This window comes from Streptomyces hygroscopicus subsp. hygroscopicus, assembly GCF_001553455.1.
In the GTDB taxonomy this organism is placed as follows: Bacteria; Actinomycetota; Actinomycetes; order Streptomycetales; family Streptomycetaceae; genus Streptomyces; species Streptomyces hygroscopicus.
Map to the genome: position 1 here is coordinate 1 of NZ_BBOX01000007.1, position 26,939 is coordinate 26,939.

Here is a 26,939-nt window from a genome sequence, read left to right on the forward strand (position 1 = left end):
GCGGCGGGCCGGGCTGCCCTGGCGCGCCGACCGCCACCGGGAGCTGCTGGACGAGCTGCTCGGCGAGCGCTATCCGGGCGGGCTGGAGCCGCAGCGTCTGGCCGAGCTGGCCGACGAGGTGTCGCGCGCCTTCGGCACCCGGGTGCGGCCCGATCTGCCCGCCGAGGTCATCAGGGCGTTCGCCCGCGTGGGCATCTCGCTCGGCTCGACCCGCGCCTGGGAGCTGCGGCGCATCGACCACCCCGCGGTGGAGCCGCTGCTGCGGTACAAGAAGCTCTACCGGCTGCACACCGCCCACGGCTGGTCCTGGCTGCAGTCCTGGGTGCGCGACGGCCGCTTCCGCCCCGAGTACCTGCCCGGCGGCACCGTCTCCGGCCGCTGGACCACCCACGGCGGCGGGGCGTTGCAGATCCCCAAGGTGGTGCGGCGCGCGGTGGTGGCCGACCCCGGGTGGCGGCTGGTCGTGGCCGACGCCGACCAGATGGAGCCCCGGGTGCTCGCCGCGATCTCCCGCGACCCCGGCCTGATGGAGGTCGCGGGCAGCGGCCGTGACCTGTACACGACGCTGTCCGAGACGCGGGTGGTCGGCAACCGCGACCAGGCCAAGCTCGCGCTGCTGGGTGCGGTGTACGGCCAGACCTCCGGCGACGGCCTCAAACACCTCGCGGCCCTGCGGCGGCGCTTCCCGGCGGCGGTGGCGTACGTGGACGAGGCGGCCCGCGCGGGCGAGGAGGGGCGGCTGGTGCGCACCTGGCTGGGCCGCACCTGCCCGCCCGCCGGCGGCCCCGCCGAGGAACCGGCCGACGAGGCGGGGCTGCCGCGGGACCTGGCGGAGCCGTCGTACGGCAGCACGGCCGGCGCCCGCGCACGCGGCCGGTTCACCCGGAACTTCGTGGTGCAGGGCAGCGCCGCCGACTGGGCCCTGCTGATGCTCGCGGCGCTGCGGCGGTCGCTGGCCGGGGCGGGGCTGCGCGCGGAGATCGTCTTCTTCCAGCACGACGAGGTGATCGTGCACTGCCCCGAGGAGGAGGCCGACACGGTCCGGGAGGCCATCGCCGAGGCGGGTGAGACGGCCGGCCGGATCGCCTTCGGGCCGACCCCGGTGCGCTTCCCCTTCACGATGGCGGCGGTGGAGTGCTACGCGGACGCGAAATGAAAACCGCGCCCGCCCACCCCCGGACCACGCCCGCCCCATCCCCAGGCCACGCCCGGCTCCCCCTGCACCGCGCCCGCCCACTCCCCAGACCGTGCCCGCCCGCTTCCCAGGCCACGCCCGGGACCCCCAGGCCACGCCCGCCCACTTCCCCGGGCCACGTCCGGTCGCTCCCCAGGCCACGCCCGTCCGCTCCCCGCGCCGCGCCCGCCCACTCCCCAAGGCCACGCCCGGCTCCCCCAGACCACGCCCGCCCACTCCCCGCACCGCGCCCGGTCGCTCCCCCGCACCGCGGCTCCCCCCGCACCGCGCCCACCCACTCCCCAGACCGCACCTGCCCGCTCCCCAGGCCACGCCCGCCCGTTTCCCCCCGACCGCGGGCAGCCCGTACCCGTGTCCCAAGCCGCGCCCATCCGTCCCTCACCCGCGCCCAGGGGACGCCGCTCCCCCGACCGGCGCAGCCCCACAGGCAGGGGCTCTGCTCGTCCCCACACGATGAGAGCGGAGGGCCGCCGGGCGGCGGCCCGCCACGCCGCCCACAGGGGAGAGCCGCCATGACCATCAGCCTCGAGGCACTGCGCCGCTGCTCCATCGCCGTCGACCTCGGCGCGGCCAGAACGCGTGTCTACCTCAGGCGTACCGGGCTCATCGTCGACGAGCCGACCGTCGCCGCCGTGAACACCCGCACCGGCGGGCTGATCGCGGTCGGCACCCCGGCGGAGCGGATGACCGGGCGGACGCCCGCGCACATCCGGGTCGTACGGCCGGTCTCCAACGGCACCGTCGTCGACATCGCCATGGCCCAGCGGATGCTGCGGCTGCTGCTGGGCGACAAGCTGCGCCGGGCCTGGCGGCGCCGTCCGCTGGTGAGCGCCGCCGTCTGCGTCCCGCACGACGCCCATCCGCTCACCGAGCGCGCCGCGGTGGAGACGCTCACCGGTATCGGCGCCCGGCGGGTGGAGCTGGTGGACTCCCTGATCGCCGCCGCCGTGGGCTGCGGTCTGCCCGTCGAGCAGCCCGAGGCCACGTTGATCGTGGTGTGCGGCGCGGCCACCACCCAGGTCGCGGTGTTGTCGCTGGGCTCGATCGTAGCCGCCGAGCGGGTGCCGGTGGGCGGGGACACCGTGGACCACGCCCTCGTCCAACTGCTGCGCAACGAACACGCGCTGATGCTGCCCAGCCAGGCCGTCCGCCCGCTGCACCTGGTGCTCAGGGACGACGCGCCGGCCGGGGGCACCGAGGTGCACGGCCGGGACGTGGCCACCGGGCTCGCCCGGTCCGTACGGATCGATGTCGAGGGCGTACGGACCGCCGTCCGCACCCCGCTCACCGGGGTGGTGGACGCCATCGGCACGGTGCTGCGCCGCTGTCCGCCCGATCTGGTGGCCGACCTCGCCGACCGCGGCATCATGCTGGCCGGCGGGAGCGCGGTGCTGCCCGGGTTCGACACGATGCTGCGGGAGGCCACCGGTATGCCGGTGCAGATCGCCGACCACCCCGATGTGTGCGCGGTCGAGGGGCTCGGCGCGATGCTCGACGGCAAGGTGCAGCCCCTGGTGCTGGACGCGATGGTCTCCTGAGCCCCGCACCTGAACCGCACCTGAACCGCACCTGAACCGGACCGGTCGGCCCGGTCGGCCCGGTCGGCCCGGCTCCTGACGCCTGATCGGAACTTCTCCGCGACGCGTTGAGCGGCGGCCTCACCCCGTGCGTAGTGAAGGGGGAAGAGGCCGACATGGCCGCCGATCCCCCCGGGGGCCCAGACCGGGAGTCGTCCGTTGATGTTGTCCAACTCAGGTCAGGTCCTGGAGGTTCAGGTGCACGACGACGCCGCCGTGTCCGATGAGCGTCCGTCGAGATCCAGGCGTGGTACGCCGGACGAGCAGCTGATGCGTGCGCTCTACCAGGAGCACGCCGGGCCGTTGTTCGCGTTCGTCCTGCGTCTGGTCGCGGGCGACCGGCACCGTGCGGAGGACGTCGTCCAGGAGACCCTGCTGCGCGCCTGGCGGAACGCCGACCAGCTGTCCCGGGCCACCGGCTCCATCCGGCCCTGGCTGGTCACGGTCGCCCGGCGGATCGTGATCGACGGCCACCGCAGCCGGCAGGCCCGGCCGCAGGAGGTCGACCCCTCCCCGTTGGAGCTCATGCCCGCGGAGGACGAGATCGACCGTGCGCTGCGGCTGATGACCCTGACCGACGCGATGCAGGACCTCAGCGACGCCCACCGCGAGGTGCTGGTCGAGACCTACTTCAAGGGACGGACCGTCAGCGAGGCGGCCCAGACCCTCGGCATACCCAGCGGGACGGTACGGTCCCGGGTCTTCTACGCGCTGCGCTCGATGAAGCTCGCGCTCGAGGAGAGAGGAGTGACGGCATGACAGCGCAGACGCACCACCACCCGGGACATGACGCCGTCGGCGCGTATGCGCTCGGCGTGCTCGACGAGGCGGACGCCACCCATGTCGAGGAGCATCTGGCCGGCTGCGCCCAGTGCGGACGGCGGCTGGACGAGCTGACCGGACTGGAACCCCTGCTGGCCGATCTGGCCGCCGACGTCCCCGGGATCCACGGCACCCCCGGGCGGACCCCGCTCGGGGGCCACACGCCGCATGCCTTCAGCGCCACGCCCCACGCCATCGAGACGCTCACCGCCCGCCCCGGTCCCGCCCTGCTCCACCGCATGCTCGGCGAGGTCGCCGCGTCCCGCGCCAAGCGGCGGCGGCGCGGTCTGTACCTGGTCGCGGCGGCGGCCGCCCTGATCATCGGCGGCCCGCTCGGCACCATCGCGGTCACCTCCGGCTCAGGCAGCTCCGGCTCGGACAGCTCCGTATCGGCCGGTGCCGCCGAGAGCACCCTCTTCGCGGGGATGCCGGACAAGGTGCGGGGCACCGACCCGGACACCAAGGTGGACGCGGCGGTCGCGCTGGAGGACAAGCTGTGGGGCACCGACGCGGTCCTCCGGCTGAAGAACGTCAAGGGCCCCCTGGACTGCAGCCTGATCGCGATCTCCAAGGACGGTCAGGAGCAGACGATGACGACCTGGTCCGTGCCCGCGTGGGGATACGGGATCGAGGACAGCCCCAGGGCGGTGGCGAGAGAGCCGCTGTGGGCCCACGGCGGCGCGGCCATGCAACGCGCCGACATCGATCGCTTCGAGGTCCGTACGAGCGAGGGAAAGCGTCTGATCTCCCTGGACGTGTGAATCTCCCTGGACGTCCGCTCGTCCCTGGTGTCGATCTTCCTGAGCTGATCCCCGGACTTCCTGAGCTGATCCCCGGACTTCCTGGGCTGATCCCCGGACGCCCGATGTCACTCGGACCGCCGTTCATCGCGTGCGGCGTGGTGAGCGGAATGTTACACAGAGTGTGATATGTCGTGCTTCGCGTCCCCGGGGGGTCCGGATCCGAGGAGGCACCCGTGGCTGACCCGGACGCCCATCAACAGCGCATGTTCGCTCAGTATGTGCTGCCCGAGGTCGAGGTGCTGCTGCGCGTGGCGATGTCACTGACCGCCCAGCGAGCCGACGCCGAGGATCTCGTGCAGGACACGCTGCTACGGGCGTACCGGGCAGTCGGCCGTTTCGACGGGAGACATCCACGGGCCTGGCTGCTGACGATCATGCGGCACGCGGAGGTCAGCCGGCGCCGCCAGCGCCGGCCCCGGCTGCTCGACGATCCGGACACCGAGCTGGAGCGGCTGGTCCCCGCCCGGGACGCGACCCCGGAGGAACTGGTGGTCGACACGACGTTCGACGAGGCCGTGGACGCCGCGTTCACGGCACTTCCGCTGAGGGACCAGCAGGTGGTGCGGCTGGTGCATGTGGACGGGCTGTCGTACGCGGAGGCCGCACAGGTGCTGGACGTCCCCAAGGGGACGGTGATGAGCAGGCTGCACCGGGCGCGCAAGCGGATCCGGAACCAGCTGCTGGCCGCGGGAGTGGAATCGGAGCGAGGTGGCGCATGAGCAGATGGACATGGTGGCGGACCACGCGGACCCCCCGGACCGGCCTACCCACGAGGGACACCGAACCGCGCCGGTCCGCCCGGTGCCCGGTGGGCGCGCCGATGCTCCAGTCGTATCTGGACGGGGAACTGGACGCGCCGGCCGCGGCCCGGGTGCGGGCCCATGTGGCCGAGTGCCACCGCTGCGCCCGGGAGCTCGCCGTCTATCAGCGCATCAGCGAGGCGCTGGCCGCCCGTGCGGTGACGGACGAGGCGGTACTGGACCGGCTCAGGGACTTCGCGGAGTCCCTCGCCGAGCGGGAGGGCCGGGAGCCGGGGGCGGAGCCGCTGCCGGAGCCGGTCCCGGGGACGGAGACGCTGCCGGAGCCGGTGTCGGGGACGGAGACGGTCCCCGGGACGGCGCCGGGGGCGGAGCGGGACGCGGATCAGGGCGCGGTGCACAAGGCCGGAGGCTGACGACCGGATCGGCCCCCGCGACCGGACCGGCCCCTGCACCCGGACCGGGCCCCGTAACCGGACCCAGCCCTGCACCCGGACCGGTCCCCGCGACCGGGCCGGGCCCTGCAACCGGACCGGGCCCCGCGACCGGACCGGGCCCCGCAACCGGACCGGGCCCCGCAACCGGACCCGGCAGCGCGGCGGCCCGTTGCCGCACGGTCCTGCGCAGCAACAGAGCGGCGGTGAGCAGGGTTCCGGTGACCAGGGCCACATCGGCGAGGTTGAACACCGGGCCGTGGGCGTCCACCATGATCCAGTCGATGACGGCGCCGCGCAGCGGGCCCGGCGCCCGGATCAGCCGGTCGGCGCCGTTCCCCGTCGCGCCCCCGGCGATCAGCCCCAGGGCCAGTGCCGCGCCCCGGCCGCGGGCCCGCAGCCCCGCTCCGGCCGCGGTCAGCGTGGCGACCGCGCCGGCGAGCGTGATCACGACGATCAGCGCGGGGCGGCTGTGTCCGAGGCCGAAGGCCACCCCGGTGTTGCGCACCAGCAGCGCGCAGAACGGTCCGAACCGGGCCTGTGGCCCCCAGGTACCGCTCCACGCGGCCAGCGCCATCGCCTTGGTCAGCTGATCGGCCACGATCACGGCGAGCGCGAGCAGGGGGAAGAGCAGCCGGCCGGCCGCCGGGTGGGGCTTCATCATCGGCCTCCCTGGGGGTGGGGGGCCGGTCCGCGGGCGCGGTCCGCGGCCCGGGAGGGAAACCCGCTGGACGTCCACCCCGCTTCCCTTCCGGCGGGACGAATCCGGGGCCGGGAGGGCACGCGGGCGGCCCGGCGGGGTCCCGGGCGCAAGGGCGGACGGTACGGCGGGCCTGGCCGGAAACCCGCACGCTACGACCCGACCCCGGCCGAAAGCGCGGACGGTACGGGCCAGCCCCTGGACGAAAACTCGCACGGTACGACCCGGCTCCTGGCCGAAAACCCCGACGGGCCGCCCAGCCCCCGGCCAAAACCCGCACGATACGACCCAGCCCCCGGCCCAAAACCCGCACGGGCCGCCCAGCCCCCAGCCAAAAACCCGCACGGCACCACCCAGCCCCCAGCCGAAAACCCCGACGGGCCGCCCAGCCCCCGGGCGCAAAGGGCGAGGGCCCGCGGGCGGATGCCTGCGGGCCCTCGCTGCCGTCCGTCGCCGTGGTTACCGGCGCGGTACCGAAGGGGTCACTCCGACGGTTACTTCTTCCCCTTCGCCTCGAGCAGAGGCGTCTGGTACTTGGACAGCATCTTCATCTTGTTCTTGTCGATGGTCTTCCAGTCGTTCTTCAGCACACCACCGGTGTCACCCGAGTCCGGGTTCCAGGTCCAGTAGGTGTAGCTGATCTGGTTCTTCTTGAGGTAGTCCATCAGGGCGTTCTGCCAGACGGCCTCGGAGCTCTTGCCGGCGGTCTTCTTACCACCGAACTCACCCAGCAGCACCGGGGCGATGTTCTGCTTCTTGATGTACGCCCAGTGCTTCTCCCAGATGGCCGGCATGTTCTTCGGGAAGTCCTTCGCCATGAACCAGTTCTGGTTGTAGACGCCCGGTCCGTAGTCGTGGGCCGAGTAGACGACCTTGTTCGGCTCCTTGAGCTTCACCGGGTGCTTCTTCACGCCCTGGAGGTCGCCGCCCCACCAGAACTGCTCGTCCTTGAAGCGGTCGGTGCCCTCGACGAAGATCAGCCAGTTCTTGTTGACCTTGTGGATGGCGTTACCGGCCTTGGTGGCCGCCAGCTGCCAGTCGGTCTTCGGGTTGCCGTCGCCCCACGTGGCCTGGCCACGCGGCTCATTGTGCAGGTCGGCGCCGATCACCCGGTCGTTGTTCTGGTAGCGCTTGGCCAGCTTGACCCAGTCGTCCAGCCACTGCTTCTCGGACAGGTTCTGGGAGTACCACAGCTCACTCTGGCTGTACTGGTCCGGACGGTGCTGGTCCAGGATCACCCGCATGCCCCGGTCGGTGGCACCCTTGACGATCTTGTCCATGATCTGCTGGGGGGTGAGGCCCTTCAGATCGGGGTTCTTGTGGAAGTCGATGCCGTTGGGCTTGGACGACGACTTGAACATCTCGTTGGAGTACGGCAGGCGCAGGGTGTTGAAGCCCTGCTTGGCCATCTGGTCCAGCATCGACTCCCAGCTACGGGTCCACAGGCCGTGCGGCGCGAAGGTCTCGGTCTCGAAGCCGAACCAGTTCACACCGGTCAGGACGACCTTCTTGCCGTCCGCGTCCACGATGTCGCCCTTCTTGGTCGACAGCGGACCCTCAGCACCCGCACCAGTGGCCTTGGCCGCGGAGGTGGTAGTGGCGGACGTACCCGCCTGGCCCTGGTCGTTGTTCACCGCGAAAGCGGTGACGGTGCCACCCACGGCAGCAGCAGCGACGACGGCCGCCGCGATACCGAAGCGGAGACGCTGCGAGCGCGGCGTGCGCTTGGTCTCGGTGGTCGGGGCGTTGTTCTGGTCCATGGGGGAATTCATTCGGTGATACTCCTGAGGAATTCGGGTACTGCGGTCTTGAGGATGCTGGGGTTGTTCGTCGGAGATTCCAGACATTCCATCTGCGGGTCGGAGACTGCGGTCAGCCGGACAATCCGCGCGGACGGTAGGAGATCACCGATCAGGCGGTCCAGCCGCTGCGCTCGCCAGCTGGGCTCATCCACGTCGATCAGCACCACGTCCGGTTGCATGTGATGGGCCAGAGAAATCGCTTCTCGGGCCGACCCAGCAATGCCGGACAGCTCCAGTCCGGGCTCCTCGACTACGAGATCGGCGAGAGCACTCAACACCAACGGGTGGTGCTCCACGACGAGAACTCTGTGCATCGATTTGGAGCTCCTTCGGGCTTGTCCTTTCGCCCAAGACATTAGGGAGTGACCGCGAAGGGAATCGCCGTACGCCTGGTTGAAATCTGCGTACCTCAATCGCAGGAATTCCGGGCACACCAAACGGCCGAATTCCGCCTACCTCAATTGAGGTAGGGGAATTCGGCCGTTTTGTATGGGTTATGTCCGCTTTGCGGTAGGGCATGCGAAGGCGCCGGTCAGCGAATGACCGGCGCCGGTGAGGGGGTCAGCGCGTCAGCAGGTCAGGGGATCAGCGGGGCAGCAGCGCAGCGGGTCAACGCGTCAGCACGTCAGCAGGGCAGCACGTCAACGCGTCAACGCGTCAGCCGGTACGCGTAGCCGGGGACGAACATGCCCGCCCCGGCCGCACAGCCGTCCGCCTGCCCCGGCTGTTTGATCCACAAGAAGGCGTCGACCCCGGGGATGCCCGTAGCGGCGGTGGGGGGTCTGCCCAGCTTGCGGCCCGGAGGGTCGCAGAAACGGTGGTTCCGCGTGGGCCCGGCCCCGTTGCGGCTGGTGTCGATCACGACGCCGAGGTGGGGCCGGCGCACCTCCCTGACCACGGACAGGCCGTAGCGCACCTCGTCGGCGGTGGCGTTGAAGTTGGAGACGTTGACCGCTATCCCGTCGCCGTACCGCTCCACACCGGCGCGCCGCAGCCGCTCGGCCATGGTGCGCGCGGGCAGCCACCCGGAGTTCCCGGCGTCGTAGTAGATCCGGGCCCGCGGCGCCCCCCGCTGGAGCGCCCGCGCCGCGTACGACAGCGCCGCGAACCGCTCCGCCCGCTGCCGCCGCTTGAGGCAGCTCATATGCGCGAGCGCGTCCGGTTCGAGGATGACGATGGTCCGGCCGCGCCCTATCCCCCGGGCCAGGGCGTCGCTCCACCGCCGGTACGCGGCCACGTCCCCGGCGCCGCCCGAGCTCAACTGCTCGCAGTCGCGCTGCGGGATGGCGTAGGCGACCAGCACCGGGAGCCGCCGGCGGGCGGCGGCGGTGCGGACGAGGTGGCGGGCCCGCTCCTCGATCAGGGACTCATTGGTCTCGGTGAGCCAGGCGGCCTGGGGCTCGGCGGCGATCCGCCGGCCGATGGCCGCCGCCCGCCGGTCGCGCGGATGGTCGCGCACCCAGGTCGCCGCCGGGTTGTGCGGGTCGGTGTAGAAGCGGGTCGTCGCCGGGAAGGCCGGCTTGACCACGGGGAGTGACGGCCTGGGGGCGGGGTGCCGCACCGGGCCCGCGAGCAGGGCCTGCACGGTGGTCGCCGCCATCACCACCTCGGCCACCAGCACCATGACGATCAGCTGGGCGACGCCCCGGCCCGCCCACCGGGAGGTGCGCCGGCGCACCGGCGGGCGGGACCCGGTGACACCACCGCTACGGTTGGTGATCATGGCGAGTCCAGCCGATCTCAGCGGTTGCGGGAGTTGTCGGGCGGGGGCCGGCGCCGGCTGATGAGCACCACCGCCAGCACCGCGAGCACCACCAGGACCCCGGCCACCACCCCTATCGCGACCAGGGCCGATTCATCCCCCTCCGGTCTGGAGGCGGAGGCGGCCGGGGTGGCGGCCGGATGGCGGCGGGGGGCGGAGGGCTCGGCGGAGGCGGGCGGCGCGGCCCGGTCCGCCAGCGCCTTGGCCGGGGCGATCACTCCGTAGCCGTAGCGGGGGTCATGGCCGGCCGAGCCCTTGCGGTGGGCGGTGTCGATGAGCTTCTGGACGATCTGGTTGGCGTTCCAGCGGGGGTGCTCCGAGCGCAGCAGCGCGGCCCCGGCCGCGACCCAGGGGGCCGCGAAGCCGGTGCCGTCGCCGGTCCAGTAGTCGTTGTCGCCGGAGGTGGTGAGGATGCCGACTCCGGGGGCGGCCAGGAGGGTCTTCCCGCCGTGGTGGGAGGAGGTCCAGACGGCGCCCTTCTTGTCGGTGGCCACCACGGCCACCACACCGGGGAGAGCGGCCGGGTAGGTGGCCCGGTTGCCGTCCTTGCCGTTGTCACCGGCGCCGGCCACGATCACGGTGTCCCGGGCGGCGGCGTACTTCACCGCGGACCGCAGGGCGGCGGTGGGGCGCTTGAAGGAGACGGTCAGATCGATGACCCGCGCACCGCTGCCGACCGCGTGGCGGATGGCCTTCGCGGTCGCGTCGGCGACGGGCTTCCCGTCGCGGTAGACGCCGAGCGGCATCACCTTGGCCTCGGGGGCGAGCCCGTAGACCCCGTCGCCGCGGTAGTTGCGGCCGGTGCCGGCGATGATTCCGGCGGCGTGGGTGGACTGCTCGGCGGTATGGCCGGTGTCCCGGGTGCCGAAGCCTCCGCTGCCGCCCGCGAAATCCTTTCCGCGGACCACGCGCCCGCGCAGATCCGGATGCGTGGCGTCGATCCCGGTGCCGATGACCGCGACGGTCACTCCGGCGCCTTTGCTGAATTTCCAGGCGCGTTCCGCCTTGAGCGCGGTGAGCGCCCATTCGGAATCGTGCAGCGCACCGGAATCGGATGCGCTTGCCGCAGCCGGCGTGGCCAGTGCGAACGTCATCACCGCGATGACCGCTCCGGCCCGGCCGGCGAATGGATGGCGTGACATCACTTGACCTGACATTACGTCACCTACTCTCCTCGCACGGGACGCAAGGCCGTCGGGCCCATTTCATCTTTGGGTATCCCCCGCAGGTACTGGCACCCGCGAGAGGGTGAGCGCACCGTCCCTTCTTTGGGGGACCGGCCGGAAGGCCCTGGGTCCGGCTCTCCCCAATACGGGGGACCAAAGAGATCCGCCGAAGGTGTACCACCCGCTCCCCCGGGCGCGGGTACTACCTCCTTTTCGGGTGACGCACTCTTGGCTCAACGGCGAAAAAGCCTCCTGCCGAGGGAGTCGCGATGCAGCGTTTCCGAACGTTCAGCGAGCGCACCGGTGAGCCGGACGAACGGGTGGATACGACCACCCGGAGGCGGACCGGAATGTTCTCGCGAGCCCTCCCGACGCGGAACCCGCTGGCGGGTCTGTCCGGTCTGGCGCTGCGGTTCGCGCTGGTCGGCGGGGGCGGTGTCCTGGTGAACACGGTGGTCCTCTACGCCCTCTATCACTGGGCCGGGCTGCCGCTGCTGGCGGCGTCGTCGATAGCCGTCGAACTCGCCGTGGTCCACAACTACCTGCTGAACGACCGGTGGACCTTCAAGGTGCGCAACCCGTCACACAGACGATTCATCAAGTTCAACGTCTCCGTCCTGGGCGGACTCGGGGTGAACGTGCTCATCGTCTGGACACTGGTGCGCAGCGGAATGCATGTGCTGCTGGCGAATTGCCTCGGCATCACGGCCGCTTTCGCGGTCAACTTCGCGTCGAGTACGGGCTGGGTCTGGGGGAGGCGAAGCCGATGATTGTCGCCATCGTCTACCTGGTGCTGATCGTGGTCTCGATCCTGCTCACCGTGCAGTCGGCCCACGTCCTCTATCTCATGCTCTACACCTGGGACCGGGCCGATGCCGAACGGAAGGCCAGGGCCCCGGAGGAATTCCTGCCGCCCCAGCTCTCCTTCAGTGTCCTGCTGCCCGCCCGGCATGAGGAAGACGTCATCCAGAGCACCATCGAACGCGTGGTGCGGGCCGACTATCCGGCCGAGCTGCTGGAGGTCTTCGTGATCTGCTCACAGGACGACACCGGCACGGTGAAAAAGGCGGAGGAGAAGATCGACGAATTGCACCGCGAGGGTCTGCACAATGTGCGGGTCGTGGTGTTCGACGACAAACCGATCAACAAGCCGCACGGCCTCAACACGGCCCTTCCGCACACCGCCAACGAGGTGGTGACGATCTTCGACGCGGAGGACGACATCCACCCGAAGATCTTCAGCCTGGTGAACACCGTGATGGTCCAGGAGGACGTCAGGGTGGTCCAGGCCGGTGTGCAGCTGATGAACTACCAGTCCAACTGGTACTCCACGCTCAACGTCCTGGAGTACTTCTTCTGGTTCAAGAGCCGGCTGCACTACCACGCCCACTACGGCTCGATCCCGCTCGGCGGCAACACCGTCTTCTTCGCCCGCGAGCTGCTGCTGCGGCTCCGCGGCTGGGACGACCGCAACCTCACCGAGGACGCCGACATGGGCCTGCGGATATCGGCCATGGGCGAGCGGGTGCGCGTCGTCTACGACGACCGGTACGTGACCAAGGAGGAGACCCCGCCGACCCTCGGCCACTTCATCCGGCAGCGCACCCGCTGGAGCCAGGGCTTCATGCAGACCCTGAAGAAGGGCACCTGGAAGAAGCTGCCGACGCGCAAACAGCGCTGGCTCGCCTTCTACGTCCTGGCGTTCCCGCGCGGGCAGGCGCTGCTGGGCCTCTATCTGCCGCTCTCGCTGGGCATGATCCTGGTCCTCAAGGTGCCGGTGCTGATCGCGCTCTGCTCCTATCTGCCCGTACTGCTGCTGGCCGCGCACTTCCTGGTGCAGGCGGTCGGTCTCTACGAGTTCACCAACGCCCACGGTCTCGAAGCCTCGCCGAAGGCCGTCCTGCGGATGGCCATCGCCTGGTTCCCCTTCCAGATGGTCCTCGCGTACGCCGCGCTGCGGGCCATGCGGCGCGAGATGCTCGGCCGCCACGACTGGGAGAAGACACAGCACGTAGGCGCCCACCGGGCCACCACCGAGGAGGCGGAGTCGCGTGTCGGATAACCCCACGCCCCCGCGGCCGGCGCCCGAGCCGGCGCCCGTCGCCGCGGAGGACCAGAGCACCCGGCGGGACAAGCAGACCCGGCAGGACCGGCAGGACCGGCAGCCTTCGCGGGACCGGCAGCCCCAGCGGGACCGCCAGCCCCCACCAGACCGCCAGCCCCCACCAGACCGCCAGACCCCGCCAGACCGCCAGACCCCGCCGGACAAGAACGCCGCGCAAGGCAAGAACGCCGCGCGGGACAGGAGCGCCACAAAAGACAAGGGCGCCGCACAGGACAAGAGCGCCACGAAAGACGGCGCCCGGCAGGACAGGAGCGCCCGGCAGGACAAGAGCGCCCCGCGGGACAAGGGCGCCGGGCCCCCCACGCGGCCCCCTCGGCGCCGCCGCCCGCGGTTCTCGGTGGAGCGCGGCTGGTTCCCCCCGCTGGGCTCCAAGGGAAAGGTCGCCCTGGTCGTCTCCGTCCTGACCGGGCTGCTCACCCACGGCTACCACCTGTTCCGCTATCCGCTCTACCTCACCGACGAGGGCATCTACATGCAGCGGGCGTGGTCGGTGCTGCGGGAGACCAGCCTGTCCCCGTACACCTACGACTACGACCACGCCCCGCTGGGCTGGATCACCCTGGCCGGGTGGGTGTTCCCGCTGCCGAAGCAGTTCGAGACCTTCGGTAACGCGATCAACACCGGACGGTTCCTGATGCTGCTGGTGCATCTCGTCAGCGTCTATCTGCTGTTCGAGATCACCCGGCGGCTGTCCGGCAGTGTGCTGGCCGCCACCATCGCCGCGTTCCTCTTCAACGTCTCGCCGATCGCGGTCTACTTCCAGCGCCAGGTGCTGCTGGACAACCTGATGATCTTGTGGCTGCTGCTGAGCCTGTTCATGCTGCTCCGCCGGGAGGTCACGATCAGATCGGTGTTCGGCGGCGGCATGGCCCTGGGCATCGCGCTGATCACCAAGGAAAACGCGATCTTCTTCGTGCCGAGCTTCATGTACCTGCTCTACCGGAGGGTCAAGGGGTCGGCCAGCCATCGGTTCACCAGCACCCTGTGGCCATTCGCCGCGTTCGCCCCGATCGGCGCCTATGTGACCTACGCACTGCTCAAGAACGAACTGCTGCCGAGCGGTTTCGACTTCGATCTGAACAATCCGCCCGCGGACCACGTCTCGCTGCTCTACACGCTGTGGTGGCAGCTCAACCGCAGCCAGGGCACCCTCTTCAGCCATACCGGGCTGTTGCAGACCAGCTGGCTGGTCCGGGACAAATATCTGCTGATCGCCGGGGTGTGCGCGATGCTGATCAGCCTGTGGCTCGGCATGCGCGACCGGAAACGCAACCTGGGCTTTCTGATCAGCGGGACGCTGGCCTTCGGATACGCCTTCTACCTGGTGCGCGGCAGTGTGGTGCTGGACTTCTACGTCACCCCGCTGATCCCGATGCTCGCGATCAATGTCGGCATGGTCATCGACCGGATGCTCACCGGCTCGTTCGCCAGTCGGTTCATACGCGGCGCCCATTCCATGACCCGGGTCGCCCTGCCGTCGTTCGTCGCCCTGCTGCTCCTGGCGTCACCGGCCTCCGGATATCTCGTGCACACCAATACCGAGGGCCATACGCAGATCGCCGACCAGTACCAGTCCAAGATCAACCTCACCGGAATGCAGCACGCCCAGATCGCCTGGGTGCGCAAGCACGTCCCGCCCAATTCGCGCATCATCATGGACGACGACCTGTGGGGTGACCTGCACGATGTGCGCCCGTTCTATCCGTACGCGCATTCCCACTGGAACGCCTCGTCCGACCCGGACGTCCGCGACAAGCTGTTCAGGAAGAAATGGCAGAACGTCGACTACATCATCATGTCGAACAAGATGCGCAAGTCGATGGATACAAACAATTCCGACGGCCGGGAGAACTGGATTCTCCAGGCGCTGCGTAATTCCACCCGTGTCTGGTCGCAAACCCAGGGCAACATCAAGCTGGAAATCTACCGTGTGCAGTAGCCATGGGAAGAGGAGGTGAAGGCCATGCCTGAGTACGACGACGACTGGGATGTTCCGGAGGACAGGGATGATCCCGAGTACGAGGAGAACACCCCCGAAGGTGGCAAGAAGAAGAAAAAGCTCACCTGGAAGACCGTCCTGCTGGCTCTCGTGGTCTTCGCGATCGTCGGATCGCTCGTCCAGGTGGTCGCGCGCGGCGGCTTCGGAGGCGCCCTGAACACCACCGGCACCGGGGGCGGGGGCGCGCCGAAGAAGGAGCACCCCCGGCACGAGCAGGAGATACGCCCGCCCAAGCAGCCCAAGACCATCAGACTGGGCAATCAGCGGGTCCCCCAGGCGTCCGGCCCGATCATCGTGATCAACCCGGGTCTGGTCACCCCGGGTGGCAGCGCCGCGGTCGAGGGCGGTGGCTTCGACAAGAAGGCCACCGTGGACATCCTGCTCAAGGCCCGGAAGTCGGACACCAAGGGCCGCGCCATCGGCAGTGTGCGGTCGGACCGGTTCGGGTCGATCTACGCCCGGTTCACCATGCCCGAGACCACGGGCAACCGCCCCGCGGTCCTGGTGGCGCAGCAGCGCGGCAGCTCCAAGACGGCCGAGGCCCAGGTGGTCACCGGCGGCGCGGTGGGCACCGCGAAGATCAACAAGATGGTCGGCCGGCCCGGTGACGTGGTGACGGTCACCGCCCGCGGCTTCCGTCCCGGTGAGGCGATCGACGTCTTCTGGGGACGGACCACCGGCACCCCCGTGACCACGCTGCACACCGACAGCAGCGGCAGCGTCGGCCAGGCGGCGATCAAGGTGGGCGTGGCCCCGACCGGCTCCAGCACCCTGGTCCTGGTGGGCAAGCGCAGCAAGACCACGGCCACCGCGCCCTTCCAGATGCTGGCCATGTACCCCTCGATGAAGTCCAAGCCGTACGCGCTCAAGGCCGGTCAGCGGATCACGCTGTCCGCCAACAAGTTCGCGCCCGGCGAGCGGGTGCTGGTCTACATCAACTCCACGGGCGGCCTGCCGGCCTTCACCGCCCAGGCGAACGGCATGGGCCAGATCCGCGATGTGGCGTTCAACGTGCCGTTCGGCCTCAAGGGGCGGCAGACGCTGATGGCGATCGGCGACCAGAGCCGGGCCGTGGTCCGGTCGGGCTTCACCGTGCTGCCGTACACCCCGTCCGCCGAGCCCAGCGCCTTCGGTGGCCGGGCGGGCACCACACTCAGCTTCTACGTCGCGGGGTTCGCCCCGGGCGAGACGGTGAACGCCTACGCCGGTTCGGGCTCGAAGGGCCAGCGCAAGATCGGGACCTTCCAGGTGGACAGCCGGGGCAAGGCGTCGGCCGTGGGCTCGTACAAGATCACCCCGGCGGATGAGAGCGGAGTGTCCTTCCAGCTCATCGGCCAGAAGAGCGGTGGCGTCGCCAAGGCGAGCATCAACATGTCCTCCGGCCACGGCCAGGGCGACTAGGGACCGGGACGACACCGGGGAAGAACGTGGGCCGGTCCACGCCGGGGACCGGAGGGGGCCCACGTTCCGGGAAGCGGCCGCCGGCGGCCACAGGGCGGCTCACCAGTTCGATAGATGTACCATGCGTCCTGGAGTGTCCTATGAGTGTAGTTTTCGGCCCTAACTCGCGAAGAGTCCTGCAATTCCTGACCCATATCGAAGACCTCTCCCCGGAGGAAATCGACCGGGTGGCCGATCTGTGGAAGCAGACCTCCAGCCAGACCCGCGCCGAGGGCTGGGCGGTGGTCCACCGCACCACCACCGACGAGGAGCGGTACCGGATCCTGCTCGCCGCCTCGGTGGCGCGCCGGGCGGCGCTGGACGCCGCGCGGAACCACCACAGACACGACTGGGCCTTCTGGGCCGCGGTATGGGACGCCGCGGCGGCGGTCGCCGTATGCGACCGCATCGGAAGCCACTACAACGTGCTGGTCGCACCGCTGGCCGCGGTCATGCCGTCGCTGGCGCACTGCCGGCGCGATGAACTCAGCACCCGCGAGTTGCCGGGTGCCGTCCTCAAGGGAGGTGGGTAGCGATGGGCGACAACCGGATCGACGTTGTGGTGGCCGATGACGACCCGGCCGTCCGGGAAGCGCTCGCCGACCTCATCGACTCCCACCCGGACCTGGAGCTGGTCGGCCTGGCCATCAACCACGAGCAGGCCGTGCGCGCGGCGGTCGACCACCGCCCCCAGGTCGTGGTCATGGATGTGCACATGCCCCGGGGCGACGCGCCGAGCAGTGTGCGGGCCATTCGCGACCAGGTCCCCGGCGCCCGGGTGGTGGCGCTGTCCGCCCACGGCGACCGCGAGACCGTGCTCGACATGCTCGCCGTCGGCGCCCACGGCTACCTGGTCAAGGGCACTCCCGCCGAGGAGATCCTGGAGGCGATCGTCCGGGCCTCCCGCGATCAGTTCAGCATGTCCGCGGAGCTCCTCGCCGACTGCGCCGAGCCGCTGCGCCGGGCCGAGCGCGCCTCCTGGCGGTTCGAGGACCTGGTCGGCAACCGCCTCGAGGAGTCGTACCTGGAACTGCTCGGCCAGGCGCCGTGCGGTGTCCTGGTCGTCGGCTCCCGCGGCCGGATCGAGTACGCCAACGCCCACGCCCGGCACATGTTCGGCTACGGCTCGGCGGAACTGCGCGACAAGCGGCTGCGGGACCTGGTCCCCGAGCGCTACCACACCGCCTCCGAGCAGCTGATCGGCCGCGTCTTCACCGCGCCGTCGGCGATGACCGGCCGCCGCCGGGACGGCACCGAGTTCCCCGCCCAGTTCAGCGGCGGCCACCTCCAGGGCCGGCAGCCCCGCGGCGTGGTCTTCATCGCCGACCTCGGCCCGCTGCGGGCCGCCGAGAGCCGGTTCCGCCAGCTCATCGAGTCCTCCCCGGACGCCATGGTGATCGTGGACGAGCAGGGCCGGATCCAGGCCGCCAACAACCGCACCGAGGCGCTCTTCGGCTACGACCGCGACCATCTGATCGGCCGGGCCGTCGAGGCGCTCCTGCCCGATCAGCCGCTCACCATCTCGCTGCGCGAATGGGACGACAGCGCGGAGGAGCCGCTCGGCCACAGCATGGAGCTGGTCGGCCGGCGCAGCGACACCAGGCAGTTCCCCGCCGACGTCAGCATCAGCCCGCTGCGTACGGAGGAGGGCCTGCTCACCGTCCTGACCATCCGCGACATCACCGAGGTGCAGCGCGCCCAGTTCGTCCTGGAGCGCAGCCTGGAGCTGCTGGAGGTCACCGACCGCGACCGCCAGGCGCTGCTCAGCCATCTGGTCCACGCCCAGGAGGCCGAGCGCGGGCGGATCGCCGCCGACATCCACGACGACACCATCCAGGTGATCACCGCGGCCAGCCTCCGCCTCCAGCAGCTGCGCCGGCGGCTGCGGGACCCGGAGGAGCAGCGGGTGATGGACAAGCTGGACGAGACCCTGAAGCTCTCGCTGAGCCGGCTGCGCCAGCTGATCTTCGACCTGCGGCCGTCCAGCCTGGAACACGGCTGCCTGGCCGGGGCGCTGCGCGGGCTGCTGGAGCAGATACGCACCGAGACCGGTATCACCTACCGGCTGGAGGACCGGCTCACCACCGGCCCGCCGGCCGAGACGATGGCACTGATCTACCGGACCGCCCAGGAAGCGCTGATGAACGTGCGCAAGCACGCCCACGCCAAGACGGTCCATGTGCAGCTGCTCGGGCTCGACGACGGCTGCCTGGTGCGGATCGTCGACGACGGCGAGGGCTACAACCCGCTGGAGGTGGAGTCCCGCCCCGGCCACCTGGGGCTCTCCCTGATCCAGGAGCGGGCCCAGATCGCGGGCGGCTGGTGCCGGATCGAGAGCGAACCCGGCTCGGGCACCACGGTGGAGTTCTGGGTGCCGCTCGGCGACGCCCCGGGGGCCCCGCCCGGTCCCGTCGGCTCCCCCGAACCCCTTGAAGGGGACACACAGCCGTGACCGCACCTCCCGATCTGACGAAGGTGCTGATCGTCGAGGACCACCGGGTGGTGGCCGAGGGGCTGTGGGCACTGCTGGCCGAATACTCGGACCTGACGGTGGTCGGCTGGGCCGACTCGGTCGCCGAGACCGTGCCCATGGCCAAGGAGCTGAAGCCCGATGTGGCGCTGGTGGACTTCCGGCTGCCCGACGGCACCGGGGCCGACGCGGCGGCCGGTATCCGGGCCCATGACCCCTCCGTCGCCATCGTGATCCTCAGCGCCGACGCCAGCGACTCGGCGCTGCTGGCCGCGGTGGAGGCGGGCGCCTGCGGCTATCTGCTGAAGTCGGCGAGCGGTGACGAGATCGCCGCCGCCATCCGCTCGGCCGCCGAGGGCGAGACCCTCATCCCGGCCAGCACCCTGGTGGAGGTGCTGGCCCGGCACCGCGAGAACACGCGGTCGTCCGCCCAGCAGACCGAGCGCCTGGAGAGCCTGACCCCGCGCGAGCAGGAGATCCTCACCCTGATGAGCCACGGCCTGGACAACCGGGCGGTCGCGGAGCGGCTGAGCATCAGCTACGCCACCGTGCGCACGCATGTGCGCAGGATCCTGGAGAAGCTGGACGCGCGCTCGCAGCTGGAGGCGGTCGCGAAGGCCGCCGAATTCGGCTTCAGGCCCGCGCAGCCGCAGGGCCCGGAGGAGTGACGGGGTGACGACGGGGTGACGGGGTGACGGTGGGCTGACCGTACGGGGGCGAACTCTTGGGGGCGAGCCCTCTGGAGGGCCACGACCTTTGGGGGGCCGAGACCCTCTGGGTGTGCCTTCTGGGGCCAGACCCCTCGGGGTGAGCCCCGTGGGGCCAGCCCCTTCGGGGGCGAGCCTCCTGGGGCCGAACGGACCAGAAAGTCCCCCCTTGGATGGAATTGCGGGCATACCGGGACGGGTTCCCTCTCCATGCGAGTCCCTGGACGGATCCGATGCCCGCTGAACCGCCGGCACACGATCGCCTTCCTGGCGACCGCCGCCTGTTACGCGGCGGTCCTCACGGCCGTGCTCACCCGCTCGGAGCTGGTCCGGCTCGACTGGCAGGTGGCCCTGTTCAAGCCGTACAAGCAGTGGCCACGGGTCCGGCCGGTCCTGGACGCCTTCGTCCTCGCGGGCCAGCGCGGCCCCACCGCCCTGGCCGCCCTGGCGTGGGCCTGCTGGCGCGGTCGGCGGACCGGAAGCCTGCGCCCGCCGCTGGTCCTGGGCACCGCGCTGCTGTTGCTCAACGTGAGCGTCGGCGCCGTCAAGATCCTCACGGGACGGCTGAACCCGCAGTACGCCCAGACCCCCGGGTCCGCCGAGCTCTTCCACGGCGGAATGGCCTTCCCCTCCGGCCACACCGCGAACGCCGTCGTCGTCTGGGGCACCCTCGCCTATCTCGCCGGGCAGCACCGGCGGACGGGCGCGCTGGTCGCCTGCCTGATGGCTCTCGGCATCGGTCTGACCACCGTCTATCTGGGCACCCACTGGGTCAGTGACGTCCTGGGCGGATGGGCGGCGGGCGCCCTCGTCCTGCTGGCCCTCCCCCTCCTCGAACCGCTGATCACGACCGTATCCGCGTCCGTCTCCGCTCGTGCGGCGGTGTACTCCATGGGCAGGTGAACCAAGTGGCGCTTCGCGTGCTGATCGCAGACGACCATGTGGTGGTCCGGCAGGGTCTGCGCATGATCCTCGGGCTCGACAACGACATCAAGGTGGTCGGCGAGACGACCAACGGCCGGGAGGCCGTGCGACTGGCCCGGGAACTGTGCCCCGACGTCGTCCTGATGGATCTGCTGATGCCGGTGATGGACGGCGTATCGGCCACGGCGGAGATCCGCCAGGACCTCCCCGAGGTCGAGGTGGTGGCGCTGACCAGTTCGCTCGACGACGCGATGGTCATGGGCGCGGTACGGGCGGGGGCCATCGGCTTCCTGCTGAAGAACGCCGAGGCCGACGACCTCAGGAACGCGGTGAAGGCCGCGGCGGCCGGCCAGATCCATGTCTCCCCCGCCGCGATCTCCCGGCTGATGGGCCAGGTCAGGGAGCCGAGCGGCCCGGAGCAGCTCACCGAGCGGGAGACCGAGGTGCTGACCATGCTCGCACGCGGCAAGGCCAACAAGGAGATCGCCCACGATCTGCGGATCGGCCAGCAGACGGTGAAGACGTACGTGAGCCACATCCTGACCAAGCTCGGGGTGCACAGCCGGACCCAGGCGGCGGTCTACGCGGTGCAGTCGGGACTGGTACCGGCGGGTGAGCTCACCCCTCCGCAAGCACTGGAGACGACGACGAGGGAGCAGTGGTGGTCGGCGTGATCGGTACACGGTGGTTCCTGGCCCGGCGGAGGCGGAGCGCCACGGCGCTCGCCGAAGTCACCGGGCACATCCTGGCGGGCGAGACCGCCGATGCGACGCTGCGGCTGATCGCCCGCCGGGTGCGTGAGCTCCTGGGCGCCGATATGGCGCGGGTGATGGTGCTGGAGCCGGGCGACGTCCTGACGATACGGGCCACCGACGGCGCCCCGTGGACCGCGCCGAGCGGGCCGCTGACGCCCGGCGGCTCCTCCCCCGCCCGCCAGGCGATCCGCGCCGGACGGCCCACGGTCTCCGCCGGTGAACGGCGGCCGCGCCGAGGCCGCCGGGACCCGCGGAACGCGGTCCCGGCCTCGGTCCTGGACACGCCGCTGCTGGTGCGCGGCCACCCCGTGGGGGTGATCGAGGTGGCGAACCGCGGCGGCGGGCGCCGGCTCGGCCACGCCGATGTGAGCACCGTGGGAATCTTCGCGGCGCCCGCCGCTCATGCGGTCGCCCAGATCCGGCACCGGGAACACCTGCGCCGACTGGCATCCGCCGCCGCCGGACCGGGCTCGACCGGTCCGGCGGGTGCGGCGACGGGTTCGACGGGTGCGGCGACGGGTGCGACGGGCGCGGCGAGCACGTCGGTTTCGGCACGTACCGCATCGGCGAGTACGGCGCCCTCCGCCCGTCCGGCGTCGCATCCGGCGCATCCGTCGCACCCGTCGTATCCGGCGAGGGCCTTCGACTGCCCCCGTTCCTCCGGATCCTCCGTACGGCGGACGCTGGACTCCCTGGCCGCGGGCGCGGTGGCCCGCACCGGCGCCGCGAGCTGCACGGTCTATCTGCTGGAGCCGGGCCCGTCGGCGAACCTGCGCCTGGTGGGCGGTGGTCACGGCCACACCCCGCCGTCCCGGAAACCGGCGCTGGAGGCGATCGCCGGGGCCGCGCCCGTCATCCACGGCGGTGGCCGTACGGGAGCGGACGGCGAGGGCCCGGCACGGGGCGCGGTGGCCGCCTGGCCGCTGCTGCGCGAGTCCACCGCGATCGGCGCGATGTGCTGCCACTTCCCGCCCGGCCGCGACCCGGGCGAGGCGGACATCACCCTTCTGGAGGTGATCGCGGGGCACGCGTCCTGCGCGGTGGAGAGCGACCGGCTGCGGGCGGCCACCCAGGAGAAGGCGGTCCAGGAGGAGCGGTGGCGCATCTCGCGCGAATTGCACGACTCGGTCTCGCAGGCGCTCTACGGCATCGCGCTGGGCGCCCGCACCGCCCGCGAAATGCTGGAACGCGATATCGACCACGCGGAACCGGCACGTCGGACGGAACCGGCGGCCCGAGCGGAAGCACCGGGCGGAGCGGAAGCGCCGGGGCCCGGGGAAGCGGCGAGCCGGGCGGAGCCGGGCCAGAAAGGATTGGACCAGGACGGACCGGACCAGGGCGGACCGCATCAGGGCGGACCGGGCCAGGAAGGGCACGGAACCGCCGGTGAGGTGGTGGAACTCGCCGACCTGGCGGAACTCGCCGAGCCCATCGAATACATCCGGCGGCTGGCGGACGCCGCGATCGCCGAGACCCGGACGCTGCTGTGCCGGCTGCGACCCGAATCCCTGGAGAGCGAGGGCCTGGTCGCCGCGCTCACCCAGCATGTCGAGGCGCTCCGGGCCCGGTACGGGATCGCCACCGAGGCGAAGCTCGACGCCGAGCCGGAGACCACACCGGAGGCCAAGCACGCCCTGTACCGGATCGCCCAGGAGTCGCTGCACAACGTCGCCAAGCACGCACAGGCCCGGAACGTGCGGCTCCATCTGCTCAACGAACCCGGCGCCGTCACCCTGACCGTCGCCGACGACGGCGTGGGCTTCGACTGCAAGGGCTCCTTCCCCGGCCATCTGGGGCTGCTCTCCATGCGGGAGCGGGCCCGGGAGGTGGGCGGCACGCTGAACGTGGACAGCCGCCCCGGGCAGGGCAGCCGTATCCGGGTCAGGGTCCCGGCCGCACCCGATTCCTGACCCCGCCGCTGCGGTACGGGTCGGGCGCCCGGGCGCGCCGGGCGACCCGACACACCAAGCACCCATCCCTACGGCACCCAGTAGTTGTGGCTGACCACCAGCATCGACTGGAGCTGCACCCCCGCCGCATAGGCGCGGGCCGGGTCGGGCGGGGAGCCGCACATCCGCGCCCACAGCGCGTCCAGCCAGCCCTGCGCCCCCTCGTCCCCCTCGCCCTCCGTCATCGCGGCGACCGCGAAGGGCGCGAAGAAGGCGGGTGAGCCGGGGTCCCCGTAGGCCGTGCCGTCGAGCTGGTATCCGTTCCGGATCTCCGCCGGATCTCCGCCCGTCGCCGCCCGCGCCCAGCGGCTGAGCCCGCGCGCCGCCGCCCAGGTCCGCGCGTCGCCGCTGGTCACCGCGTCCGCGCCGAGCCGCCAGGGGTCGCGGCAGGCGTTCCAGTGGTAGTCGCCGTCATGCGGGCCCTCCAGGACCTTCCCCGGTGCGGGCCTCGGATCGCCGGAGGTGGTGCCGACGACGAAGTCGGGGAGCAGCCCGGTGGCGGGGGCATGGCGGGTGCGCACCACTCCGGCCAGCGACAGATGCGCGTCCAGCACCTCGTCCCACCTCGGATCGCCCGTCGCCGCCCGGAACGCCCGGAAGTGGTCCGGCATCCAGTCCGAGGTACGGGAGACCTCGTCATAGCGGCCGGAGGACCAGTCGCCGAGCTTGGTCAGCCGGGTGCCGCGGTGCACCTCGCTCTCCAGGACGGCGTCGATCCGCCGCACCGCGAGGGCCTTGTAACCGCCGCCGTCCCACTGCCGGTCCGCGAGCAGCAGCCCGTACGCGATGTCGAGGTCGCCGTCGGTCGCGGAGTCCCCTCCCCCGGCGTCCCGGCCCCTGGCGTCCTGCTGGGCGGCGTGCAGCTCGGGATGGTTGACGGAGGGGTGGGCCAGGACATGCCGGAGGATGCCGTCGAAGATGTCCTGGGCATCGGGGTCGGCACCTGCCATCAGCGCGGTGATCACCAGTCCGTAGCCCTGCGCCTCGGCCACGAAGGGATGCGCCGCGTCGGGGGTGAACACCGCGCACCGGCCCCGGCCGCCCACCTCGTCGCCCGACCGGAGGAAGAACGCCTTCCACCGCCGGTAGTGCTCCAGCACCTGCCGGTCGGCCGCCGCCGGGTCGCCGGAGGGCCGGAGCGCACCGGGGGCGTAGCGGACGGAGTGCTCCCCGAAGGGGACCCCGGCCCGCCTCATCGGATCCGGCGCCGCCGGGATCTGCGCACCATGCGCACCCCGCCGAGGACGATGTCGACCACCAGCACCACCGCACCGATGATCAGCAGATAGCCCAGTCCGTGCACCACCCAGCCGATGAGGCCGAGCACGATGGCCACGATCACCAGGAACAGGAAGAGCGCCACGGCCGACACCTCTCCTCGAGCGTCAAGCGTCCTCGGCCATCAGCGGCGCGCGAGCTGCCGCCCGCCGCCCGGACCCGACTGGTACGTCTTCCCGTAGTGCTGGAAGATCGCCCCCTCCTGCTCGGCGGGCAGCACGTCGTCCATGCCGAGCGAGGGCGCCTTCTTCACCTGCGCCCGTGCGTAGGAGACCTTCACATAGCCCGGCCCGACCACCGCGTCGTCCACGGGGACGAACACCAGACGGTGGCGGGTGGGCAGACCGGTGCGGACCGTGGCCATGGCGGGTTCGTCGGTGGCCGTGGCCACGTAGATCGCCTCGAGCACCCCGATCTTGCGGCCCTGCTCATCGACGACATCCTGGTCGCGCCACTCACGGATATCGGCTGGCTGGATCATGACGTATCACCCTCTGACCTCTGCCCTTCCAGCCTGCCTCCGCTCACCGTGGGCCGCCACGCCACCCGTCCACCGGGAGTAACGGAGTGTTCGACGGAAACCGAATTGATCAGGTGTGCCACATTCCGGAAGGGGTACTCGCGTCGGCGAGGAGGTTGGTATTCATGGTTCCCCTGCTGGTCGTTCTTCTACTCGCATTGCTGCTCTTCGGCGCCGGGTTCGCCCTCAAGGCGCTGTGGTGGATCGCGGTCATCGTGCTCGTCGTCTGGCTGCTGGGCTTCCTGGTCCGCCCGACCGTCAGCGGCCGTCGTGGTCGGTGGTACCGCTGGTAGCCCGGAGACGACACGGAGCAAAACAGAGACGAAGGGGCCCGGCCGGAGAGATCTCCGGCCGGGCCCCTTCGTCTGTGTTCGGTTGTGATCATGCGGTTGTGCTCATCGATACGGCCGACCAGCCGACACCGGCCGACGGACCTTTACGTGCCTGAGCGGCTACGACCAGGCGACTACGGCCAAGCGGCCACGACCAGGCGGCCACGGCCAGGCGGCTACGCGAGTACACGACCAGCACGACGACCCGACAACCCGAAAAACGCGAACCGCGCTAAACACGCGAAACACGCGCCGCCGCGAAACGCGGCTCCTCGGCTCACACGTCCTCCTACTCGGCGAGCATGCCGCGCCGCAGTCGGCCGAGCGCGCGGCTGAGCAGCCGGGAGACATGCATCTGGGATACGCCGAGCTCGGCGCCGATCTCCGACTGCGTCATCTCCTCGCCGAACCGCAGCTGCAGAATGCGGCGGTCCCGTTCACCGAGCTGTTCCACCAGCGGCTTGAGCGCCTGGAGGTTCTCCACGGCCTCCATGGCGGGGTCAACGTCGCCGAACCGGTCCGCGTAGGTGGTCACGCGAGTGGCCCCGCTCTCCTGGTCGGCGGGCGCGTCCAGCGAGGTGGTGAGGTAGCCGTTGCTGGCCACCAGCCCGTCGATGACCTCGTCCTCGGTCAGCCGCAGGTGCTCCGCGAGTTCGGCCGTGGTGGGCGACCGGTCCAGCCGCTGGAACAGCTCCTCGTTCGCCTTGGCGAGGTCGATCCGCAGCTCCTGCAGCCGGCGGGGGACATGCACCGCCCAGCTGGTGTCGCGGAAGAACCGCTTGATCTCGCCGACGATGTACGGAACGGCGAAGGTCGTGAACTCCACCTCACGGCTCAGGTCGAACCGGTCGATCGCCTTGATCAGCCCGATGGTGCCGACCTGGACGATGTCCTCCATCTCCACCGCGCGGTTGTGGAACCGCCGGGCGGCGTACCGGACCAGCGACAGGTTGAGCTCGATGAGGGTGTTCCGCACGTACTGGTACTCGTGCGTGCCCTCCTCCAGCTCCGTCAGCCGGTCCAGGAACGTCTTGGTCAGCGCCCGCGCGTCCTTGGGCGCCACCTTCGCCGGATCGTCCACCGTGGGCAGACCGGTGGCTCCGGTGGTCTCAACCTCCTCTGGTTCAAGGCCGCTTGTCCGTACCACATGTGCGTGCTCAGCTTCGGCTGCTGTCAGCTTCGACGTCACCACGGGTGCCGTGTAGTTCACCGTCGCACTCCCTGTATCGGCTGCATGCATAGGCTGATTGGGGTGCCGTCTACCCAGCTTCCAAACCGCCATGCCTCTTTTCTTCGGGCACGGGGCGGGCCGGCGACGGCCGCCATGCCTCCGACGAGGGACGACTCCGTCAGCACGGCCCCGAAAACGGTCGCCTCCGCGTGAGCCCCACCACATCGCCGGAACACCCCGCCGTGACCGG

25 protein-coding genes and 1 pseudogene are annotated in these 26,939 nt (G+C 70.9%); 17 read left to right on the forward strand and 9 right to left on the reverse strand.

Annotation, left to right across the window (positions count from 1 at the left end; genetic code table 11):
- The 6 genes from AXW62_RS01030 to AXW62_RS01055 all read left to right on the forward strand — a co-directional run.
- Window positions 1–1,156 (forward strand): bifunctional 3'-5' exonuclease/DNA polymerase (locus tag AXW62_RS01030; protein ID WP_060942797.1); only part of this gene is annotated, 1,156 nt, incomplete at its 5' end.
- A gap of 551 nt (window positions 1,157–1,707) precedes the next feature.
- Window positions 1,708–2,733 carry a rod shape-determining protein gene (locus AXW62_RS01035; protein WP_060942798.1) on the forward strand — a complete coding sequence of 342 codons (1,026 nt, stop codon included), beginning with the start codon at window positions 1,708–1,710 and terminating at the stop codon, window positions 2,731–2,733.
- 201 nt (window positions 2,734–2,934) lie between these two features.
- Window positions 2,935–3,531: a sigma-70 family RNA polymerase sigma factor gene (locus AXW62_RS01040; protein ID WP_060942799.1), complete on the forward strand. Its 597-nt coding sequence runs from the start codon at window positions 2,935–2,937 to the stop codon at window positions 3,529–3,531.
- Complete coding sequence (locus AXW62_RS01045) at window positions 3,528–4,355, forward strand: zf-HC2 domain-containing protein (RefSeq protein WP_060942800.1); 828 nt, start codon at window positions 3,528–3,530, stop codon at window positions 4,353–4,355. The genes AXW62_RS01040 and AXW62_RS01045 overlap by 4 nt, the downstream gene beginning before the upstream one ends.
- Window positions 4,356–4,570: 215 nt before the next feature.
- Complete coding sequence (locus AXW62_RS01050) at window positions 4,571–5,116, forward strand: RNA polymerase sigma factor (protein WP_030838138.1); 546 nt, start codon at window positions 4,571–4,573, stop codon at window positions 5,114–5,116.
- Window positions 5,113–5,571 (forward strand): zf-HC2 domain-containing protein, encoded by a 459-nt coding sequence (locus AXW62_RS01055; RefSeq protein WP_079105507.1) that lies wholly within the window; start codon window positions 5,113–5,115, stop codon window positions 5,569–5,571. Before AXW62_RS01050 ends, AXW62_RS01055 begins: the two co-directional genes overlap by 4 nt.
- Before the next feature lie 274 nt (window positions 5,572–5,845).
- Here AXW62_RS01055 and AXW62_RS46995 read toward each other — a convergent pair.
- From AXW62_RS46995 to AXW62_RS01080, 5 genes and pseudogenes are all read right to left on the reverse strand, one after another.
- Window positions 5,846–6,253 (reverse strand): annotated as a pseudogene (locus AXW62_RS46995) (signal peptidase II); the annotation flags it as partial.
- Between the two features lie 530 nt (window positions 6,254–6,783).
- Window positions 6,784–8,061, reverse strand: coding sequence for a glycoside hydrolase family 5 protein (locus AXW62_RS01065; RefSeq protein WP_060942803.1), 1,278 nt, complete (start codon window positions 8,059–8,061; stop codon window positions 6,784–6,786).
- Window positions 8,058–8,405, reverse strand: a complete 348-nt coding sequence (locus AXW62_RS01070) for a response regulator (protein WP_030838126.1) — start codon at window positions 8,403–8,405, stop codon at window positions 8,058–8,060. The genes AXW62_RS01065 and AXW62_RS01070 overlap by 4 nt, the downstream gene beginning before the upstream one ends.
- Window positions 8,406–8,740: 335 nt before the next feature.
- Window positions 8,741–9,814 carry a glycoside hydrolase family 6 protein gene (locus tag AXW62_RS01075; RefSeq protein ID WP_060942804.1) on the reverse strand — a complete coding sequence of 358 codons (1,074 nt, stop codon included), beginning with the start codon at window positions 9,812–9,814 and terminating at the stop codon, window positions 8,741–8,743.
- A 17-nt stretch (window positions 9,815–9,831) separates the two neighbouring features.
- Window positions 9,832–10,995 carry a S8 family serine peptidase gene (locus AXW62_RS01080; protein ID WP_252368459.1) on the reverse strand — a complete coding sequence of 388 codons (1,164 nt, stop codon included), beginning with the start codon at window positions 10,993–10,995 and terminating at the stop codon, window positions 9,832–9,834.
- Between the two features lie 293 nt (window positions 10,996–11,288).
- Between AXW62_RS01080 and AXW62_RS01085 the strand changes: the two genes are divergently transcribed.
- From AXW62_RS01085 to AXW62_RS01130, 10 genes are all read left to right on the forward strand, one after another.
- Window positions 11,289–11,789 carry a GtrA family protein gene (locus tag AXW62_RS01085; protein ID WP_060942806.1) on the forward strand — a complete coding sequence of 167 codons (501 nt, stop codon included), beginning with the start codon at window positions 11,289–11,291 and terminating at the stop codon, window positions 11,787–11,789.
- Complete coding sequence (locus AXW62_RS01090; RefSeq protein ID WP_060942807.1) at window positions 11,786–13,081, forward strand: glycosyltransferase; 1,296 nt, start codon at window positions 11,786–11,788, stop codon at window positions 13,079–13,081. The genes AXW62_RS01085 and AXW62_RS01090 overlap by 4 nt, the downstream gene beginning before the upstream one ends.
- Entirely contained in the window at window positions 13,071–15,083 is a 2,013-nt protein-coding gene (locus tag AXW62_RS01095) for a glycosyltransferase family 39 protein (RefSeq protein WP_252368460.1), read from the forward strand. Before AXW62_RS01090 ends, AXW62_RS01095 begins: the two co-directional genes overlap by 11 nt.
- A gap of 24 nt (window positions 15,084–15,107) precedes the next feature.
- On the forward strand, window positions 15,108–16,544 hold the full coding sequence (locus AXW62_RS01100; protein WP_060942808.1) for a hypothetical protein: 1,437 nt from the start codon (window positions 15,108–15,110) through the stop codon (window positions 16,542–16,544).
- Window positions 16,545–16,684: 140 nt separating this feature from the next.
- On the forward strand, window positions 16,685–17,116 hold the full coding sequence (locus AXW62_RS01105; RefSeq protein WP_030838105.1) for a hypothetical protein: 432 nt from the start codon (window positions 16,685–16,687) through the stop codon (window positions 17,114–17,116).
- A 2-nt stretch (window positions 17,117–17,118) separates the two neighbouring features.
- Entirely contained in the window at window positions 17,119–19,035 is a 1,917-nt protein-coding gene (locus AXW62_RS01110) for a PAS domain S-box protein (RefSeq protein ID WP_060942809.1), read from the forward strand.
- Window positions 19,032–19,721 carry a response regulator gene (locus AXW62_RS01115; RefSeq protein WP_060942810.1) on the forward strand — a complete coding sequence of 230 codons (690 nt, stop codon included), beginning with the start codon at window positions 19,032–19,034 and terminating at the stop codon, window positions 19,719–19,721. Before AXW62_RS01110 ends, AXW62_RS01115 begins: the two co-directional genes overlap by 4 nt.
- Before the next feature lie 249 nt (window positions 19,722–19,970).
- Window positions 19,971–20,663 (forward strand): phosphatase PAP2 family protein, encoded by a 693-nt coding sequence (locus AXW62_RS42275; RefSeq protein WP_060942811.1) that lies wholly within the window; start codon window positions 19,971–19,973, stop codon window positions 20,661–20,663.
- A gap of 5 nt (window positions 20,664–20,668) precedes the next feature.
- Window positions 20,669–21,358, forward strand: coding sequence for a response regulator (locus AXW62_RS42280; RefSeq protein WP_037647511.1), 690 nt, complete (start codon window positions 20,669–20,671; stop codon window positions 21,356–21,358).
- Window positions 21,355–23,349: a sensor histidine kinase gene (locus AXW62_RS01130; RefSeq protein ID WP_159060782.1), complete on the forward strand. Its 1,995-nt coding sequence runs from the start codon at window positions 21,355–21,357 to the stop codon at window positions 23,347–23,349. Before AXW62_RS42280 ends, AXW62_RS01130 begins: the two co-directional genes overlap by 4 nt.
- 68 nt (window positions 23,350–23,417) lie before the next feature.
- On the opposite strand, the gene AXW62_RS01135 is transcribed toward AXW62_RS01130, so the two are convergent.
- Genes AXW62_RS01135 through AXW62_RS01145 form a run of 3 tightly spaced genes read right to left on the reverse strand, consistent with a single transcriptional unit; the run spans window position 23,418 to window position 25,147 of the window.
- Window positions 23,418–24,584: a glycosyl hydrolase family 8 gene (locus tag AXW62_RS01135; RefSeq protein ID WP_060942813.1), complete on the reverse strand. Its 1,167-nt coding sequence runs from the start codon at window positions 24,582–24,584 to the stop codon at window positions 23,418–23,420.
- The gene (locus AXW62_RS44310) at window positions 24,581–24,751 is read right to left on the reverse strand and encodes a hypothetical protein (RefSeq protein WP_169808102.1); all 171 of its coding nucleotides are present in this window, start codon (window positions 24,749–24,751) and stop codon (window positions 24,581–24,583) included. Before AXW62_RS44310 ends, AXW62_RS01135 begins: the two co-directional genes overlap by 4 nt.
- A 39-nt stretch (window positions 24,752–24,790) precedes the next feature.
- Window positions 24,791–25,147, reverse strand: a complete 357-nt coding sequence (locus AXW62_RS01145; protein ID WP_030838085.1) for a PRC-barrel domain-containing protein — start codon at window positions 25,145–25,147, stop codon at window positions 24,791–24,793.
- Between the two features lie 164 nt (window positions 25,148–25,311).
- Here AXW62_RS01145 and AXW62_RS01150 point away from each other — a divergent pair, with 164 nt between their 5' ends.
- A complete protein-coding gene (locus AXW62_RS01150) occupies window positions 25,312–25,479 on the forward strand; it encodes a hypothetical protein (RefSeq protein ID WP_030838082.1) in 168 nt (55 codons plus the stop codon).
- A gap of 328 nt (window positions 25,480–25,807) precedes the next feature.
- On the opposite strand, the gene AXW62_RS01155 is transcribed toward AXW62_RS01150, so the two are convergent.
- Window positions 25,808–26,728 (reverse strand): RNA polymerase sigma factor SigF, encoded by a 921-nt coding sequence (locus AXW62_RS01155; RefSeq protein ID WP_242437953.1) that lies wholly within the window; start codon window positions 26,726–26,728, stop codon window positions 25,808–25,810.
- Window positions 26,729–26,939 lie beyond the last annotated feature (211 nt).